Below are 18206 nucleotides of genomic sequence, written 5' to 3'. Positions count from 1 at the left end.
AAGACGTCATCGTTAAACATTTCGTTGCTCCACGCAAACACTCCCATCGACAGAACTTTTCTAACTTCAATAATCAGGTAGTTTTTGCCTGCTCCTATCCACCAGTAAATTGACTTGTGAGTTTTAAACCGCGGTGAGTTTGGTTCGAGACGTTGAACGGTCAACCCTTGTAGAGTTCAAAAAACTGCGCCGATAACTCAGCGCAATTTTCAAGTTTTGAGGTCGATTCTGCTAATCAGACAGCAGCACGACGACGGCGACGGCCCGCGAAACCAAGACCAGCAATAGCAGCAATTAACAAAGGCAACGCTGCTGGAAGCGGTACAGGAGTTGCTTGGATCAAAGCTTCAGCACGAAAAGCAGCCGGATTTGGGCCGCTGTAAGAACCTGTGTTTTCAACGACAAAGGAGAGAGTATTTAAGCCATCGACAAATCCGGACGTGGAGCCGTAAGCAGTCAGAGTTTCGAAAGCTGCAACGCCAAAAGTAATTGAGCTGATTTCAGCGCCGTTCAGGTAGGCCTTACCTATGTTGTCTACCCCCCAGACACCGCTCAGTGAGGCCGTGCTAATGTCAAACCCCGTCAAATCGAACTTGTGAGAGAACGTAACAGGGCTAAGCGCCAAATTTACATCCCAAACCCACTCAGATGTTGAACTGTTTGGATCATAGCTGGGATGGAGAGAACTTACCAAAGCTAGGCTGCCACTACTGACGAAGTCTGTACCTCCGGCGAACGTGCCTACTTCAGAGACTGTCGCTGCGTGTAAAGATGTCGAAGCCAGAGCAATAGCACCTGCAACTAATAACGATTTCAAACTCACTTTTACCCTCTTGAGATACAAAGTGCATGCGCGCTCAAGGAAATCGAAACACTGACAACACACACCCAGTCACAATCAAGGCTTAGCTTCTCACAATAGGTTTTGGGGGAGGTAAATGGGTATCCTGCTTACTCTTTCGTATCGGTGAGCCACTGATTGCTACAGTTAGCTGCTTCGAGCCCTAAGCGGTCAAGGGAAAACGGCCATTTTTGGTCGATGCTATCGACGATAGAGTACCTAGCGCTAAATCACTTATTTGGAACTGGCGCTGCATTCAGCACGCTCCAAGAGTTCATGCGGCACCCGAAAAGGTGCGCTTTATTGTTCACGGGACAGCTGCTCTGGGCATGCAAGGTAAGGGAGTTCAAATGAGTTATTTGAAAAAATATTGCGGCATAGCTGTTGCTGGATTTGTCAGTTTCGGCGCCAATATGGCAAGCTCTTGCACGTTTATTACACTCACAGGAGCTGATGGTACGGTAGTTGCCTCCCGGACAATGGAATGGGGTACGTTTGATCTGTCCCCAGTCATGACATTTGTTCCGGCAGGCACTGAGGCCTCAGCAATGAAAATGCCAGATGGCAAAGATGGCGCAAAATGGGTCACCAAATACGACATCGCCGGCGTGACCATGCTGGGCCAGATGCTCTTTGGCGACGGCATAAACTCCGAAGGTTTGAACGTTTCGCTGCTCTATCTGCCTGGGTTTGCGGAGTATCAAGAATATGATCCCGTTAAAGCTGAAATCTCGCTGGCCCCCGTCGATTTTGTTGGCTTTATGCTGAGCCAATTCGCTTCGGTGGCCGAAGTTAAGCAGGCGGCAGAAAAAATTCGAGTGGTGCCTGTTGTAACGCCAGAGCTTGGCGGCCCGGCGCCAGTGCACTTCTCAGTAACCGATAAAAGCGGCGATCAGATCATTGTTGAGTTTGTCGGCGGCGAAATGAAAATCTACGATAAGACATTAGGCGTGCTGACCAACTCACCACCGTATGACTGGCACATCAACAATGCGCGGAATTACATCAACATGCGATCCGTCGCTTGGCCTTCGGTTAAAGTCGACGGGATTGATCTTGCGCCAATCGGGTATGGAACCGGGATGTTGGGCTTGCCCGGAGACTTCACGCCACCATCACGTTTTATCCGCGCACTGGCCTGGACTCAGACGTCTCGTCCAACCGATGGAGGAGAAGACACGGTACACGAGGCTATCCGCATCCTTGCCAACTTCCAGCTCCCGATGGAGGCGACCGACCAAAAGTTGAATCCTGCTGAATTGGAGGTTCTGAAGTACGGAGGGACGCAGTACACCGTGTCTTATGATCTCCAAAATTTGAAAGCTTATTACTATACAAGCATGAACCCCAACTTACGCAGTGTTGACTTCAAAAAGTTTGATTTCGATGCGCTGTCGTCGCCTCTGAAGATTCCAATGCGTGATCAATCGGCCCCGTTTGCAATTGATGTAACACCAACCCCTTGAGTGCTATCTTAGGCTCCAGACTCATTGATTTATAACCAGAACAAGATGGTTGCTGCGAGGGCGATTGCGGAAAGGAATACCTTTGGGCAACGGTCGTATCTGGTTGCGATCCGTCGCCAGTCTTTCAGGCAGCCGAACATTATCTCGATGCGGTTGCGTCGTTTGTAGCGACGCTTGTCATATTTGACGAGCTTGTCACGCGACTTTCGTCCCGGGATGCAGGGCGTTATTCCCTTATCTACAAGGGCCTCTCGGAACCAATCCGCGTCATATCCTCGGTCTCCCAATAACCAGTCGGCAGCAGGAAGGCTTGCGACTAGGGCTCTGGCTCCAGTGTAATCACTGACTTGGCCAGCGGTCATGAAGAACCGGATCGGCCGTCCAATCGTGTCAGTGACGGCGTGCAACTTCGTGTTCATACCACCTTTTGTCCGCCCGATCAGCCTGTCACGCCCCCCTTTTTTAACCGCAGGCTTGAGGCCGTGCGGTGCGCTTTGAGATAGGTTGCGTCGATAGAGATTGTTTGATTATCAGGTGCCTCCGCGGCCAGTCCGGTCATGATCCTCGCGAACACACCCATGTCGCTCCACCGTTTCCAGCGGTTATAAAGCGTCTTAGGAGGCCCATACTCCTTAGGTGCATCACACCACCGCAACCCATTGCGATTGATGACGATAATACCACTGAGCACGCGTCGATCATCAACGCGTGGCACACCATGGCTCTTCGGAAAATACGGCCGGAGCCGCGCCATCTGAGCTTCACTCAGCCAGTAAAGATTGCTCATTATGCCCCCAAAGCTTTGGGGGCTTGAATCACGCAGGCCTGATGGCCTCAAGCGGATTAATGGGTCCAGAGCCTAGCATCCTAATAAACTGGACCTAAGCCGTTTTGACATATGAGATACGCTTTCCAGACCAATCCCCTATGATGCAATCGGGAGGGGCTTATAATACAGGTGGCGATTAAAGGTCGATAGCGGCTGGCTCGGTGTTTCTAATTGGGTTGGCTTTGGAAACCTATTCGTTGGGCAAGCGATAGATAAAAACGGTAACAGTCCGAATAGTGGCCCCTGCAATCAGACAGATGGAGGGTTTATCCCGCTCTGTACCAGTTCATCCATTGCGCAACGAATGGCGGAAATCTCTGACTGGGCATTCGTGCACTAGGCAGAGAACGGCTGAACTGAGCCTAAAGCGTCTAAGGCTGCTGATTGCAGGGATGTCCGCTTATCCCGAAACTACCTATTGGCTTATGCAATGACGCTTGTAAGTAGACGTTTGGTCATCAATGCTGCATTGACCCAAGGGTAATCAGGGATAGTGTTCATACAAAGAGCGATGCCGATCATTCCCGATATGAGCGTGTCGGCCCTCACTTGAACATCAGGTTCGTTCGGAAGAACCTCTCGGATCAAATCTGAAAACATTGAGAAGTGTGCCAGGGTCTTTTCGTCGCTAACGAACGTACTGACATCCGCCCGGTTCACTTCGTTGGACATAAAGACAAGTCGATAATGATCGGGATGATCGGTCCAATAGGCGACAAAGGTTTGTGCCGCTATCTGTAGCCGTTCACTTGGAGCAGCAGAAAACTTTAGCCGTTTTTGGATTTCATCTGACATGTCCGATAGCACGTCCGCCCAAAGGTACCGCAGAATATCCGTCTTACCCTCAAAATGTGCATATATCGTCATCGGCGAGCATCCAACCTCCTTGGCCAGGCGGCGCATTGAAACCGCTCCGAAGCCTTCTACTCGGTAGATCTCGAGCGCGCGCTTCCCAATTTTTGCTTGGTACTCAAGAATATCGGTCTCGCTGCGGCGGGGTCTGCCTGCGCGTCTAGTCATGGTTAGACACTCCAATTTAATCTGGAACGCGTCCCAAATAAGTCTTGTGCTGTCAAGCTTTTATAAATATGGAACGCGTGCCAAGTAATTATCGCCCGCACGGCCTGCCTTTAGGAGAAATGAAATGAAGAAGATCAAATTACTGAACGCGGTTGTCGTTATCATTGGTGCTGTCATCATCTTCCTAGGTTTGAACGTCGGCCTCGGCGGGATTAAGACACTGGGATGGCAATCAACCCGTGATTTTGTGTCGATCACCGATGCGGCAACATTCCATACTCAAGATAGCCACATACGATTTATTGGTGGTGTCTGGTTCGGCGTCGGTGCTGCGTTCATAATTGGAGGTTTTGCAATGCGCCAGTTTCGCTCAACCTTGATCATTCTATCGGCCATGATCGCAATCGCGGGTCTGTTTCGACTAAGTAGCATGGACACCGGGGGGGTGTTTAGCGCTGCCATTGCCCCGTCCTTCGCATTCGAGCTTGTTGGTTTTCCGCTACTTGCATCGTGGCTGATAGTTTCTGACAAACGAGAAGTTTAGCTTGTCAAGGATGAGAAGATTCTTGATGGCCGATACTTAGCCGATTGACCTGCAAGGCGGCTTTGTCCCGCAACTGAGACACTAGGCATTGGCGCAGTGAACGTCCGATGCTGGAAAAGCGACCGTTGAAACTAACGCCTGTTTATAGTGTGTGACTCCATTCTCATTGGCAGAAAAGAAGCGTGCAAAATTATGAGGCGCGTGCAGTTTTATGCGCGCCTCTACACCCAAAGTTCAAAGGTCTCCATGGCGCCCCTCAAAACTGCTGAAATCGCCGAACAGGAAGATGCGTGCTACTTGCGCGGCTGACATCTCCGACGTCGTGGTCTGCACGCAAGTCTCTCACTTTTGTTCAACAAAGCCGTTACTACGGCCAGAGAACGAGCGCTAAATCGGGGCGAAGATTATTCCAAGCCCCGCTGCGCATAGTCCAAGTGTTGTAAGGGCTGCGCGCATCGCAATCAGGCCATATGAGATCAGCCCGAGGCCTAGAGCCACTCGCAAAAAGGCGATCAGAGACATGGCGGGCGCTTCGGCAAGACGGATCAGATCCGGGTTCGCGATCATGCCAAGCGGGATAACATATAAACCCACGCCAAGCGCCATTGCAGTGACGGCAACGCGCAACCAGTTCTCCCGCACCATGCCAGAGGCAATAAAAACGGCGCCGCAAACAGGAGGAGTGATTGTCGACAAAAGCGCGTACCAGAAAACGAACAAATGAGCTTGCAGCGGTTCCAAACCCAATTGGATCAGCGCTGGGCCAGCAACGGAAACGCATATCACATATGCCGCGGTTGTCGGTACTTCCATGCCAAGAACCAGACAAGCCAGTGCCGTAAGCAAAAGAGCGGGCCAGAGCATGCCCCCGGCACCAGACAAGATGAGCGATGTGATCTTCACCCCAAGCCCGGTGATGGACAGCACACCGATGATAATCGAAGCGCATAAAATGATGGAGGCGATCAAAGCAACCTGACGGGCCGCCGTCAGGAGCGCGTTTTCTAACCTTACCCATGTCGCGCGCGGATCAATGCGCAACGTACGATCAAACGCCAACAGGGCCGTACCCGCTCCTATGGCAAGACAAGCCGCATATTGCGGTGTCACCCTCAGTCCGAACATTCCCCAAAGCAGCACCGCAAATGGAACGAGGAAGAAGGCCGACGTAATGGCAACATCCTTGATTCCTGGTTGGTCTTTTTTGTCGATGCTTTTCAGCTCGGTGTGACTGGCATAGGCATTGATGCCGACCCAGACTGCAAGAAAGTACAATAAAGCGGGCAAAGCCGCAGCGGCCATGATGCCAGTGTAAGGAACGCCAGTGAGTTCCACCATCACAAAGGCTCCGGCGCCCATCAACGGCGGCATGATCTGTCCACCAGACGAGGCGACGGCCTCGACAGCACCCGCCAATCGTTTTGGGTAGCCGAGCTTGGTCATAGCGGGAAGCGTAACGGCGCCGGTCGAGGCGACATTGGCCGAGGCCGAACCGGAGATTGATCCAAACAAGGCTGAGGAAATAACCGAAACTTTTGCAGCGCCACCCTTGAGCCGCCCGGCAGCAGCAGATGCCACATTCATGAACCCTTGACCGGCCTCGCCTGCATTCAGGACCGCGCCGAAAATAACGAAGATGGCGACAACACCCACTGACACTGCTGTAAGCGTTCCCCAGATTCCGCCTTCGGCAATTGTCATTGTGCCCAAGAAGCTTTTCAGCGGTGTACCGGAATGGCCGAATTCGCCTGAGATATGTCGGCCCAATAAAGCGTAGGAAAGCGAAACTGCTGCAACCAGGGGCAATGGCCAGCCAATTGCGCGCCTTGCGGCTTCTAAGACACAGACCAGAAGGGTTAGGGCCACGCCGATTTGGAAGTTACCCTCCAGAAACCCGTATTGATCTCCCAGAGCTTGATGGTTCCACGCAATCCAGATTGATGCGGCCATACCCAATGCGGCGAACACAGCCCCGGAAACAAGCTGCGTTCTGTCGCGAGCGGCAAACACGAAGATCCAAGGCAGGACGAGCGCCATGTGCAAAGGACGCGACACGAGGTTTGGCACCAATCCCCAAAAGATCAGGCCGACATGATACGCAACCAACACGGCAGCCAAGGCCAGCCAAACCGGCTTCCAGCTAACGGGAGTGTCCTCTTCCAGCATTGAATGCCCTTAAAAAAGGCCAGGCGCCGCGGCCCTACCTTCACCCATCGTTCAGGCTGTTACATCTGGGCGTCAGTCAAGCTCATCCCCGCCTCTTTGTAGAAACGGATCGCTCCGGGATGGATCTTGCCTTCGATGTTGCTCATCAAGCTCTCATCGACACCGTTCCACCAAGGCGCGGCGTCTCCCATCGCGGCTTTGCCTTCCCAGTACGTCTTTGTGAGCTGATATGCGGTCTCGTCGTCCATCTTTGTCGTGGCATAGGCAACCACTGGGAGCGACGTTGTGACGATGTCGCTGTCCTGCCCTGCGTATGTTCCCGCTGGAATAACCAGGCGCGCGCGCTTGGTTTTGGCAATCTGCTCTTCGCTCAGAGACAGAACTACGACGCCAGTTGATGCGGCAGCCTCGATAACATTGGGCGCCGGGTACGATCCCGCTGTTACGAAAGCATCGATCTGGCCGTTCTTCAACGCGGGCACCGCATTGGAAAGCTCGACTTCTGCCAGGGTCACCTTGCCTTCCAGCCCAAACAGTTTGAGGTATTTCTCACCCTCACGTGCTCCAAACGATCCCTTACCTAGAAGAACGGTCTTTTCCTCAAGATCGGCAAAGCTGGAGACTCCAGCATCCGCGCGGGCAACGAAATGCATGGTGAGCGACGGGATCGGGAACAACGCGCGAATTTCGTCAAAAGAAGGATCGCCCTTCCCTTCGAACATCGCCTTGCCGCCTTTTGCCAGCCGAACCAAGGCAGGTGGCGTGGTGAAAACGTAATCACCACCCCGTGCCTTCACTTCCATCACATTCTGAACAGAGCCCTGGCTTTCTTCAACGGTCACAATGATATCAGAGCCAGCCTTCATCGCTTCAGCGATCTGAACCGCCATTTGATAATAGGACGACGTTGATTTGGCGGATTTGTAGGTTACGCGTGTCTCTGCAAACGCCGATGTGGCGGTAATTGCAAAAGCCACAGCGGCCCCAGTCAGGTATTTTACGGATTGCATAGGATACTCCCTGTTATTTGGGCGCTTGTTGCCATAGGTCGGAGTATGCATAGGAAAGATATGCGTGAAAACCCGGTTACGTAGGTCTTGGGATCGCCAAATCACTTTGGGTGCAGTGCTGCAAAGCGAGGGCGGTCATACGGACGAGCCTCGTATCTTTCATTTCATTCCGTAGTTATCGGGACACGGTTTGCGAAACGATGTTCGATCATTACAATGCCTGTGCACCGTTTGATGATCTGAGCTGCTTGCAGAAATACTGTTGTAAGATGTGGTAATGTTCGGGCGTCGCACAGCAAGTTTAGGAGCAGCACCAGTGGAGACCAACACCTCGGGCCAATGGGTTGTCGTGGCGCAAAGCCACCAACTGGACCGGTCCCGACCGCTGATCCCGGTCACCCTAAATGAAAAACCTTTCGTCTTGTTCCGCGATGAGGAGGGTAAGCTTGGCTTGATCGGGCGACATTGCCCGCATCGGGGTGCGGATCTATGCTATGGAAGGCTGGAGGATAATGGGCTGCGCTGCCCCTTCCACGGTTGGCATTTCGACCGAAACGGCCAGTGTGTTGAGCAACCCGCCGAGCCAGAAGGCTCGCGGATGTATACACAGATCAAGGTGCCCATGGTGCCGGTCAAAGAAGAGAGCGGGGCCATATCGGCGTGGATGGCCCTGGAGGGAGACACCAGATGATCAGCCAAGAGCTCAACGATATGATCACCCGCATCGGCCCTGGCACGCAGGCAGGCGCAGTGCTGCGGCACTACTGGCAACCTGCGGCGCTGAGTGACGAAATGGAAGACGGCCTACCGGTGGCTGTGAACCTGATGGGAGAGCGGCTGGCCCTGATCCGTGAAGGTGAATGGCTTGTTCTTGCCACGCGCCATTGTCCCGACGAGGCTCCAGCCGCGCATTACCCCCCGAGTCATGAGATCGAGATCGACACCAGTGGTCCCAGCTATCCGGCGCACGAAATCAAAGGCATCGTGTTCGCCTACATGGGTCCCGGTGCGCCGCCGCCTTTCCCCCAGTTTGATTGTTTCCGCGCGCCAGACAGCCATGTCTTCGCCTTCAAGGGACTCTGGCACTGCAACTGGTTACAGGCCCTCGAAATCGGCATCGATCCTGCACATGCATCCTTCCTGCATCGGTTCCTTCAGGATGAAGACCAGGAAGATAGCTACGGTAAACAGTTCCGGGACAAGGCCGCGCATACCAATATGCCGATAACGCAGCTACTGCGCGAATACCCGCGCCCAGATATCGAAGTCGAAGAGACCGGCTATGGCCTCAAGATCACCGCCTTGCGGCACATGGAAAATGATCTGACCCACGTGCGCGTGACTAATCAGATCTTTCCCGAAGCCATCTGCATTCCCATGTCGCGCGAGATGACGATCACCCAGTGGCATGTGCCCGTCGATGACGAGACCTGTTACTGGTACACGATTTTCACCAGTTTCCAGAAGCCGGTGAACAAGGACCTGATGCGCGAGCAACGCCTTAAGGAACACTGTTTGCCGGACTATGCACCATTGAAAAACCGGGAGAACAACTATCATTATGATCTCGCCGAACAGGCAAAGCTGACCTATACCGGGATGGGAATGGACATCAACGTTCATGATCAATGGGCTGTCGAAGGGATGGGGGCGATCCAGGACCGCACACAGGAACACTTAGGCCGAAGCGATGTGGCTATCATCCACTATCGCCGGATGTTGCGCCGGGCAATTGCGGATCTATCGGATGGCCGGTCCGACGCGTTGCCAATGCAAGGGGACATCGCGGGGTTGCGGGGACCTTTGTCAAATGACGCCATCGCGGACTCAAAAGACTGGAAGGCTGCCAGCCATGCAGTTGATTTAGAGCGCCGGGCCGCGTGTCCATGGGACGCTTCAGTCTGAATGACGCGGATGGACACAGCAACTATTCTGGCCAGCGTACGTGAACTCAAGCTGGAAACCGTCCGCCTGTGCTTCGTTGACCAACATGGCATCCTGCGCGGCAAAACCCTTGTCGCGAGCGCCTTGGAAGACGCTTTTGAAAGCGGTATTGGCGTTCCCTCGACATTGCTTTTGAAAGACACGTCGCATCGCACTGTCTTTCCAATCTGGACTGAAGGCGCTCACATCGGCGATATGCCTCTGTCGGGCGCAAGCGATGTTGTGCTAAGGCCCGATCCAAACGGATTCTTCCCGCTGCCTTGGTCGCCCCATTCGGCAATCCTACTTTGCGAGGTCGAGGACCGGTCAGGCCGCAAAATCCCTTTCAGCTCTTCTGGTGTTCTGAGGCGTGCGGTGGAAGCCTTGGCCGAAGCGGGCTATGAAGCTGTGTTTGGTCTGGAAGTCGAGTTCCAGGTGTATCGTTGCATCGACCCCGCGCGGGATCATACCCAGACGCCCTTGCCTCCTGAGACCGAGAACCTGACCCAAGGTCATCAATTCCTGACGGAAACGCGCTATGGCGAGGCCGAGACCATTCTTGACACCCTCAGGCGCACCGCCGAAGCGATGGGCCTTGCCCCACGCACGGTCGAAATAGAGATGGGGCCAAGCCAGTTTGAGTTCACCTTCGCGCCAGGCGATCCGCAAACTCAGGCCGCACGCTATGTGATGTTCCGAACCATGGTAAAGGAAGTGTGCCAGACACAGGGGTTGCATGCCAGCTTCATGGCGAAACCACGACTGCCCAATGCAGCGGCAAATGGCTGGCATATGCACCAGTCGCTTATGTCACGCAGCAGCGGACGGGGCGTTTTCATCCCTGACAGGCAGGATACCCTAACGCCCGAGGCAAGCGGTTGGATTGCGGGTCTTCTGGAGCACGCCACTGCACTGTGCCTCCTGACAAACCCGACCGTGAACAGTTACAAGCGCTTTGCTCCGTTTCAGCTCGCACCCAACCGCATCTTGTGGGGGCGTGATAACAGGGGAGCAATGATCCGGGCATTAATGATGCCGGACGATCCGACCTCCCGGATAGAGAACCGCGTCGCGGATTCAACTGCGAACCCGTATTTCGCAATTGCCGGACAACTTCACGCTGGGATCGCGGGGCTGAGTGCCGAATGTAGCGCACCGAAACCCAGTGAGACGCCCTATAGCGACCGAGCTCAGGCTCTGCCTACCACCCTCACAGCCGCTGTGGATGAATTCGAAAGCTCTTCCTTTATTCGTAAAGCATTTGGGCCAGAGTTTCAACGCTATCTCGCCACTTTGAAGCGGGCGGAATGGGACCGTTACGTGATGACCATCTCTGAATGGGAACATCAGGAATACTTTGGCTTGCTCTGATGGCGTCCACCACTGCTTTCGAGGATATTTTGGATGGTTATTTCCCGCTTAGCCTGTCCGTCGCGGATTTGTTGCATCGCAACGGATTGCTCTGTGCCGAGTTGAAACTGAGCTTTGCGCCGATCATAGCTATCGATGGGCTTCCCCATGACGCGCCGGTCCCTCTCAATGTCCGCAGCGGGCGAGCGGGCATCATAGATGACGCGACTTTATCGGTTACGTTGTCTGGAGCTGGAACGCGACTCAGCGGGTCAGTGCGATGGCGCTGGCTTAACGGGACTGAAGTTCCCGTGACCTTAGATCCAATGATCCGACTGGCCGAACCTGCGCTGGTCTCAGTGCGCTCTGGCGGTGGCTTGTGTTTCGACCACCCCAAGGCGTTCGAGGGCATATTGTCCAGTACGTGACACTGCGCCGTATCATGCGCGTCTGTGCGTGTTTAGTCCCAGCGCACAGTAAGTCTCCAACACTCCAACCCGGCGAAATCAGTGCAGGAACTGACAATCCGGATGAGTTTTCCCTAGGCAGTGGCCTGAGGCAGAAAATGACAGACGACGTCTCCGGTTTGGATGCCTCAGCGCCAGCTTCAATTACTCAAGATCGCCTTTGGCCGTATCCCTGAAGCTGAGGACTTCGAAGACCCTATAGGTTCGGATGGCGATACTCGAAATTGCTCGTTCTAAGGGCTAAACGTCGCAGGCCATATGGCTCGACGGATAGGACCGGACCGCTAGCTCTGCGAGTATGAGTGGATCTGACATACAACCTTTAAAGCGTTTTTTTGACCTTTCACTTGGCGTTCTGCTTAGACCGGCGGGGCTGCGACGTCTATCGTTGGCATTGGTCTATGGCGTGATCTGCCATGTGGCGTTTGCAGCCGCTGTGCTTGCTATGATTGTTGCGATGTTCTTCGGCATGTCCGAAAGCTATGGGCGTGTTCCTGCGCCTTGGTCTTTTGTGGTAAACGTCTTTCTTGTCGTGCAGTTTCCCTTGGTCCATTCGCTTCTGTTGTCCAAACGGGGGGGGGCGGTTCCTTACGTGCCTCGCCCCACGTGCATTTGGGCCGACACTGGCGACAACGACGTTTGCGATCATTGCCTCGGTACAACTGCTTGCTCTTTTTGCCTTGTGGACGCCAAGCGGGATTGTCTGGTGGCAAGCCGAAGGTATCGGGTTTGCCATATTAAGCAGCCTGTTTGCCCTGTCTTGGGGCCTTCTGATTTGGGCCAGCTATGATGCAGGGGCAGAGGTGCAATCCGGCGCATTGGGTTGGATGTCTTTGGCGCAAAATATCAAACCTACCTTTCCTGATATGCCGACGCGGGGGTTGTTCAGTATTATCCGTCAACCGATCTATGTCTCCTTTGCTTTGACGACATGGACTGTTCCGATCTGGACCCCGGATCAGCTTTTCCTTGCAGTTATCTTGACGGCCTACTGCCTTCTGGCCCCACGCATGAAAGAGCGCCGTTTTGCCAAACGCTATGGCGCACGATTTGAAACATATCAGCACGAGGTGCCCTATGTGGTCCCGCGGTTCAAAGGATAGGAAAATCCATGACAAGCATTGCGCTGTTACTGTCGGCTATTTTGTTTGGGGGCATGACGTTTTTCAGCTTCGGGTTTGCACCGGTCTTATTCAAACAACTGCCAATGGCGCAAGTGCGGCCTTTGCTGCGCGGCACATTCCCATACTACTATCTGGCAGTCATTGTTCTTTCTGCCATGTGCGCAATTGCAGTTATTGTGGTGTCAGCCTTGGCAGGGGGCGTTCTTGGCCTGATCTGTCTGAGCACGGTATATGCACGTCAAATACTGATGCCTCAAGTCAACGCCGCAACGGATCGGGGGGATGAAAGCATGTTCAAGCGTCTGCATGGTCTGTCTGTTATCATTCAACTGGTGCAGATTGGCTTGGCAGGATGGGTTGTGGTTCTGGTGGCCTAGCAATGCTTGCCCCGCCACATGAGCGATTGCTGGTTCAGCCGTTTTAAGTCCACATCATCGCTGATGATCCTGCGACATAGACCTATTGCCTGCTGCAACTGATCTTGCGTCATATTTTTATAGGCTGGCTTGGCCAGATGGTCATACCAGACCCCGCTACATAGGTGATCAAGCACGATGCGTTGAAAGCAATGGTCTTCTTGCACGGGCCAATCTGGACGCCCGCCTCTTGCAAGACACGGCATTTCTTCGCGCGTTAAGCGTAGATATTCTGTCACAAGTGGGTCGGGGAAAAGATCCAGCTGTTTAGCCATTTTACTCACACGTGAATGCTTTGTCCGATACCTAGCGGACTAAATTTGAACACCAAACGTTTCCTCGACTTGCCGGGTTTTCTGACTACCTCCCTGAGGAAGTCAGAAAAGAGCACAAAATGAGATTAGACGTCCCAAATATGATCGATTTTGTACCCGCCCGCCAAGCTGGAGAGGAGCAAATGAGCCGTTTTGTTCCCAAAATGGGGCGGGCTTACACCAACGGGCGCAACTATGATCGCGGCGCAGGCCAACACCGGGATGTTTCGATGCTATCCCCTTACATCAGACATCGGCTGGTTCTGGAGCAAGACGCGATTAGGCTAGCTTTGCAATCGCACGGCTCTGAAGGCGGTGAAAAGTTCATTCAAGAGGTCATTTGGCGTGGTTATTTCAAAGGCTGGTTAGAACGTAGACCACAGGTTTGGGCTTCGTATCGGAAAGGATTGGACGCAGACCTGCAAGCGTTTGCACGTGATCGGGGTTTGCGCTGTCGTGTCGAGGCTGCGGAAGCGGGGCAAACGGGCCTCGACTATTTCGATGCTTGGGCGGAGGAGCTGGTCGAGACGGGATACCTACACAACCATTCCCGCATGTGGTTTGCGTCAATATGGATTTTCACACTTGGCTTGCCTTGGCGTTTGGGAGCGGATTTCTTCCTGCGACATTTGCTGGACGGCGATCCGGCATCCAACACCCTAGGCTGGCGGTGGGTGGCGGGGCTGCATACGCGTGGCAAGCCGTACCATGCCCAAGATTGGAACATCACCAAGTTCACGAACCAGCGGTTCGAACCGCGTAAAGGGGATCTGGCCGACGTTATCAAAGGGCTGGAGGCGCAAGAGCCAGATGGCTTGCCCAGCGTCCAGCCACTGCGTACTCCAACCGCGCCAAAGCCTGATGTCCCGTCGCTATTGTTGATCACGGCAGAGGATTGTCGGCCCGAAGATCTCAACTTGGATCGGTTCAATATCATAACGGCCACCACTTTGGGGTGCGGTCACCTTCGCTCGCCAAACCCGGTATCAAGCGCCGTTCTGGATTTTGAACGCGGGGCACTGGAAGACACGGCAATGCGACAAAGCTTGCCGCATCACGTCATGCGCGCGGGCGTCCCATCGGATTTGGCCTGGATGGCAGAGCGTGCAGGCACAAAACAGATCATCACGTCTTATCTACCCGAAGGGTATGCGCGGGATTGGATCAATGAGGCCATGCCTGCACTTGATGCTGCTTGTATTAGTTTTACAGAACTGCGCCGTTCATGGGACGACCTAATCTGGCCATATGCAACAGCTGGGTTCTTTAAGGTGAAGAAGAACATTCCAAAAATCTTGCTTGATGCTGAGCTCTTTTAAGCACAGAGGACCTGTCATGATACTAATGAATGACCTGAACGATGCGCACCGCAATGAAATTGTGGCGATGGCGCTCTGCGACCATGTGAGCTTCGCCAATATACACAGCGAATACGGACTGCGTGAGAAAGAGGTGAAAGCTCTCATGCGGGATACACTAAAGCCCGGAAGTTATCGCGCTTGGCGCAAACGTGTCAGGTCATTCGGTGATCGTCGCGAACACTACAAATAGTCCAGCGCGAGCTCTAGTTCGGACATGTCAAAGAAGACCTTAAACAAATCAAATCTTGCGGATCTGGGTGCTGATCGCCTTGCTGATCTTTTGATCGAGGTTAGCCAAGGAAGCGCAGACATTAAACGCCGTCTACGTTTGGAACTGAGCCACAACCTGGGTATGGCAGAACTGGCCCATGAGGTACGCAAGCGGCTGGCGTCACTGCGTAAGTCAAAGAGTTTCATCAGCTGGCGTAAACGGAAGGGGCTTGTCAAAGATCTTGAGACACAGATTGCGATGATCGTTGAGAAGATTGCGCTAGAAGATCCGAACACTGCATTTGATTTGCTTTGGCAATTTATTGAGGTTGCTCCGTTCCTGTATGAACGCGTTGATGATCGGCGCGGGGATGTCGGCGATGTGTTTCGCGCGGCAATCTTGCATTTCGCCGATATTGCACCGCGCACAGAGGCAGACCCAGAAGCGCTCGCTGATCGGGTTTGGACTGCGATGTCAGACAATGGATATGGTGAATGGGATGGGATCATTAGCCTGATGGCGCCGACGCTTGGTGACGCCGGGCTGTCATACCTCAAGGACCATGTAGAACGCTTTAGCGATGCACCCGTCGCTGATCCTGAGAATGAACATGACGCCATAATTTTCCTGCGCGAATTACGGGGCGAGACGGATTATCGCGCCGATCAGAAGCAACGTTTTGTCAGGCAATGCCTGCAAGACATCGCCACCGCTTCAGGTGATGCCAATGCCTATATTGCGCAGTATACGGCTGACGATCTGCGCAACAAAGCAATCGCTGCTGAGGTTGCGGGCCTCTTACTGGAAGATGGTAAAGCCAATGACGCGCTTGTCGTTCTGGGCAATGTCGATGACGATGGTCGCAGTTTGGGACAAGACCAATGGGATGAAGCATATATCGCTACCTTATTGGCGCTCGGTCGTGATGACGACGCACAAGCGCATCGTTGGGCCTGTTTTGCAGCAAGACTGAGCGTCGAACACCTGCAAGCGTTTCTAAAAGAGTTACCAGATTTTGAGGATGTGGAAGCAGAAGACAAGGCGCGCGCGTATGTACTGGAGTACCCAAATGTGATGCCCGCGTTGCACTTTTGCCTTCAGTGGCCAGACTTGCCAACCGCCGCACAATTGGTACGGGCGCGCGCCAGCGAACTTGATGGCGACCACTACGAATTGCTTGTGCCTGCGGCGGATATGCTCCGCGACCGTCATCCACTTGCTGCAACAGTGGTCTGGCGTGCGATGATAGCCTTCGCCTTGGATGAAAGTCGGGTTTCTCGCTACGGGCATGTGGCCAGCCATCTCAAAGAGTGTGGCGCCGTTGCCGAAGACATCGAAGCGTTTGATTCTTTCCCAAACCATGATCGCTACGTTGATGAACTGAGAATGCGGCATGAACGAAAATCGTCCTTTTGGGCACAGTTTGATACGCACTGATCCTGTTTGGATTCTCTTTACGCATCTCGGAAAGTTGCGTTTTAGATAAAACTCCAAATCTGTCTGTATCCTGTCTGCGTGAAAAAGGATTGGCAAAAGGGGATTTTCCTCGAACGCCAGTAAACTCCCAACGCTGCTGCTATCAATCAGCCTGCAAAGTCCCAACGTTGCAAAACATCTCGCCAAGTTGCGGAGCCAATCGCAGCCGCAACATCCGACTGGAGTCTCTCAGGAAGGTTTAAGTCTTCTGCGAAGTTGCAGGTAGCACATCGGATTTCTTCGCGGGTTATATTTATGTCGGACGAATTGCATTTTGGGCACTTGGCCAAGACGTCGTCATTAAACATTTCGTTGCTCCACGCAAAAACTTCCATCGACAAAAATTCGCTAGTCCCAATGGGCAGGTAGTATTTTGCCTGCTCCCATCCACCAGCATATTACTTGCGAGTTTGGACGTTTTTCTCTCAGGCTTGAGTGTTTCAAGAAATTTGTCGCTGAGTGTGAATTATGTTTGGCTCATTCGTCATATCCTTCGGCGATGATCAAGTTGGTGTCGGCAATTGGTTGGCGGATCGTCAAAGCTTCTTGATATGCAACACTTTCATAGCATGCGACTGCGTCGGCATAGCTTGGAAATTCAATGACGACACTGCGCGGAAACATTACGCCTTCTGGAGAAACTTGTCTGCCTGCACGTACCAAAAACTTGCCACCGTATTCTTTCAGAGGGCCAGCATTAGCTTTCTGGTATGCTTTGTAAGCCTCGTTGTCATGGACAAGGTTGTTTGCGATCCAATACCCTTTGGTCATCTTAGATTGTATTATTCACCGTTATTTTTTCCGGATGGTGGCTTGTTTGATTTGCCTTTACCACCGCCAGCGGCGGCACCAGCGGCGGCACCAGCGGCGCCACCAGCACCACCGCCACCATCACCGCCTGTCATATCGTCACCAAGCTTTGTCTTGCTACGACCGCCTGCGGCAGCAACACCAGCCAGAGAGTGACCGCGACCTTCAGCGTCTCGGTTCATCGACGCAATAATAGTCGTGCTATCACCTTCTTCTTGCAGACCTTCTGGGCCGGCACCAAACCAACGCAAGATGCGATCTGGAATGGACGTTCACCCAAACACCAAAATACTTGGGAAATATCGGGTGAAAGGCTCTGATGTCTCGCACGTGCTTGCGGTGACCACCGTGACGTGTAATTTACGCGAGGCGTTAGGCTGGTTACGGAGCGAGAGAGAATGTGGCGGGCAAGATGAATAACAATATTGCCTTCAAGGCTGTAGGTTACGGGATTCTACATCTTATTTTATGTGCCATGTATTTTTTTGGTGAACAAATTTTCGGAGAAACACGACTGTTTCCTCTTTTGTTACCCGCCATTATATTCGGTCCATTATTGTTTGCTTTGGAGATATGCTTTCGGTCTTTGAAGGTAAAAAAATAATATGAATGATTTCAACTTCGATGATGCACTTGATTGGGTAGAAAATGAAGCGCTCGGGACAAACGAAGAAGGAGAGCAAAATGCTCTTTCAGTAGGGGGCGTTCTCGCAAATTCTCCGTACGAACTTATTCCAAACCGATATTTCCCAAGTATTTTGGTGTTTAGGTGAAGCTGACGGATTTTACCGTTGTTTTCAAGCCCGGCGTTAGCCGCGTCAGCTGGAGTGGCGGCTTCGCGGTGCTTGCAGGCGTTCTCGCGAAGATTTCCGGCGGTT

At 53.1% G+C, this 18206-nt stretch carries 17 protein-coding genes and 1 pseudogene; 11 read left to right on the top strand and 7 right to left on the bottom strand.

Annotated elements, in window-relative coordinates; translation table 11 throughout:
* Positions 1–235 precede the first annotated feature (235 nt).
* Entirely contained in the window at positions 236–823 is a 588-nt protein-coding gene (locus ABJD00_RS08880; protein ID WP_413848664.1) for a VPLPA-CTERM sorting domain-containing protein, read from the bottom strand.
* A gap of 368 nt (positions 824–1191) precedes the next feature.
* Here ABJD00_RS08880 and ABJD00_RS08875 point away from each other — a divergent pair, with 368 nt between their 5' ends.
* Positions 1192–2307 carry a linear amide C-N hydrolase gene (locus ABJD00_RS08875; protein ID WP_413848662.1) on the top strand — a complete coding sequence of 372 codons (1116 nt, stop codon included), beginning with the start codon at positions 1192–1194 and terminating at the stop codon, positions 2305–2307.
* Between the two features lie 29 nt (positions 2308–2336).
* Here the strand turns inward: ABJD00_RS08875 and ABJD00_RS08870 are convergent.
* Both ABJD00_RS08870 and ABJD00_RS08865 read right to left on the bottom strand, forming a co-directional pair.
* Positions 2337–3094, bottom strand: a protein-coding gene (locus ABJD00_RS08870; RefSeq protein ID WP_413848660.1) for an IS5 family transposase whose coding sequence is annotated in 2 segments (ribosomal slippage) — positions 2337–2773 and positions 2773–3094 — 759 coding nt in all. Because the reading frame shifts where the segments join, the coding sequence is not laid out codon by codon here.
* 465 nt (positions 3095–3559) lie between these two features.
* Complete coding sequence (locus tag ABJD00_RS08865; RefSeq protein ID WP_413848658.1) at positions 3560–4156, bottom strand: TetR/AcrR family transcriptional regulator; 597 nt, start codon at positions 4154–4156, stop codon at positions 3560–3562.
* A 124-nt stretch (positions 4157–4280) separates the two neighbouring features.
* Here ABJD00_RS08865 and ABJD00_RS08860 point away from each other — a divergent pair, with 124 nt between their 5' ends.
* Positions 4281–4700, top strand: coding sequence for a DUF4345 domain-containing protein (locus tag ABJD00_RS08860; RefSeq protein WP_413848656.1), 420 nt, complete (start codon positions 4281–4283; stop codon positions 4698–4700).
* Positions 4701–5087: 387 nt separating this feature from the next.
* On the opposite strand, the gene ABJD00_RS08855 is transcribed toward ABJD00_RS08860, so the two are convergent.
* Together ABJD00_RS08855 and ABJD00_RS08850 are read right to left on the bottom strand one after the other, a co-directional pair.
* Positions 5088–6866 (bottom strand): TRAP transporter permease, encoded by a 1779-nt coding sequence (locus tag ABJD00_RS08855; protein ID WP_413848654.1) that lies wholly within the window; start codon positions 6864–6866, stop codon positions 5088–5090.
* A 59-nt stretch (positions 6867–6925) separates the two neighbouring features.
* The gene (locus ABJD00_RS08850; protein ID WP_413848652.1) at positions 6926–7876 is read right to left on the bottom strand and encodes a TAXI family TRAP transporter solute-binding subunit; all 951 of its coding nucleotides are present in this window, start codon (positions 7874–7876) and stop codon (positions 6926–6928) included.
* Positions 7877–8192: 316 nt separating this feature from the next.
* On the opposite strand from ABJD00_RS08850, the gene ABJD00_RS08845 reads away from it, so the two are divergent.
* From ABJD00_RS08845 to ABJD00_RS08805, 9 genes and pseudogenes are all read left to right on the top strand, one after another.
* On the top strand, positions 8193–8567 hold the full coding sequence (locus tag ABJD00_RS08845) for a Rieske 2Fe-2S domain-containing protein (RefSeq protein ID WP_348420346.1): 375 nt from the start codon (positions 8193–8195) through the stop codon (positions 8565–8567).
* On the top strand, positions 8564–9781 hold the full coding sequence (locus tag ABJD00_RS08840) for an aromatic ring-hydroxylating dioxygenase subunit alpha (protein WP_348420347.1): 1218 nt from the start codon (positions 8564–8566) through the stop codon (positions 9779–9781). Before ABJD00_RS08845 ends, ABJD00_RS08840 begins: the two co-directional genes overlap by 4 nt.
* Positions 9782–11170, top strand: a complete 1389-nt coding sequence (locus ABJD00_RS08835) for a glutamine synthetase family protein (protein WP_413848649.1) — start codon at positions 9782–9784, stop codon at positions 11168–11170.
* A complete protein-coding gene (locus ABJD00_RS08830) occupies positions 11170–11577 on the top strand; it encodes a hypothetical protein (RefSeq protein WP_413848647.1) in 408 nt (135 codons plus the stop codon). Before ABJD00_RS08835 ends, ABJD00_RS08830 begins: the two co-directional genes overlap by 1 nt.
* A gap of 337 nt (positions 11578–11914) precedes the next feature.
* Positions 11915–12719 (top strand): annotated as a pseudogene (locus ABJD00_RS08825) (isoprenylcysteine carboxylmethyltransferase family protein).
* Positions 12720–12727: 8 nt separating this feature from the next.
* Positions 12728–13117: a DUF4149 domain-containing protein gene (locus ABJD00_RS08820; RefSeq protein ID WP_348420349.1), complete on the top strand. Its 390-nt coding sequence runs from the start codon at positions 12728–12730 to the stop codon at positions 13115–13117.
* A gap of 433 nt (positions 13118–13550) precedes the next feature.
* Positions 13551–14789 (top strand): FAD-binding domain-containing protein, encoded by a 1239-nt coding sequence (locus tag ABJD00_RS08815; protein ID WP_348420350.1) that lies wholly within the window; start codon positions 13551–13553, stop codon positions 14787–14789.
* Positions 14790–14805: 16 nt separating this feature from the next.
* Positions 14806–15021 (top strand): DUF2805 domain-containing protein, encoded by a 216-nt coding sequence (locus ABJD00_RS08810; RefSeq protein ID WP_348420351.1) that lies wholly within the window; start codon positions 14806–14808, stop codon positions 15019–15021.
* Positions 15022–15045: 24 nt separating this feature from the next.
* On the top strand, positions 15046–16479 hold the full coding sequence (locus tag ABJD00_RS08805) for a DUF6880 family protein (RefSeq protein ID WP_348420352.1): 1434 nt from the start codon (positions 15046–15048) through the stop codon (positions 16477–16479).
* 516 nt (positions 16480–16995) lie between these two features.
* Here ABJD00_RS08805 and ABJD00_RS08800 read toward each other — a convergent pair.
* Positions 16996–17289 carry a DUF1330 domain-containing protein gene (locus tag ABJD00_RS08800; protein WP_348420353.1) on the bottom strand — a complete coding sequence of 98 codons (294 nt, stop codon included), beginning with the start codon at positions 17287–17289 and terminating at the stop codon, positions 16996–16998.
* An 11-nt stretch (positions 17290–17300) separates the two neighbouring features.
* Positions 17301–17579, bottom strand: a complete 279-nt coding sequence (locus tag ABJD00_RS08795) for a hypothetical protein (RefSeq protein WP_348420354.1) — start codon at positions 17577–17579, stop codon at positions 17301–17303.
* Positions 17580–18206 lie beyond the last annotated feature (627 nt).

It is taken from the genome of Tateyamaria sp., assembly GCF_039945315.1.
Taxonomy (GTDB): Bacteria; Pseudomonadota; Alphaproteobacteria; order Rhodobacterales; family Rhodobacteraceae; genus Tateyamaria.
The sequence above is the reverse complement of the archived record's forward strand: the minus strand, read 5'-3'. Positions and strand labels throughout refer to the sequence as shown.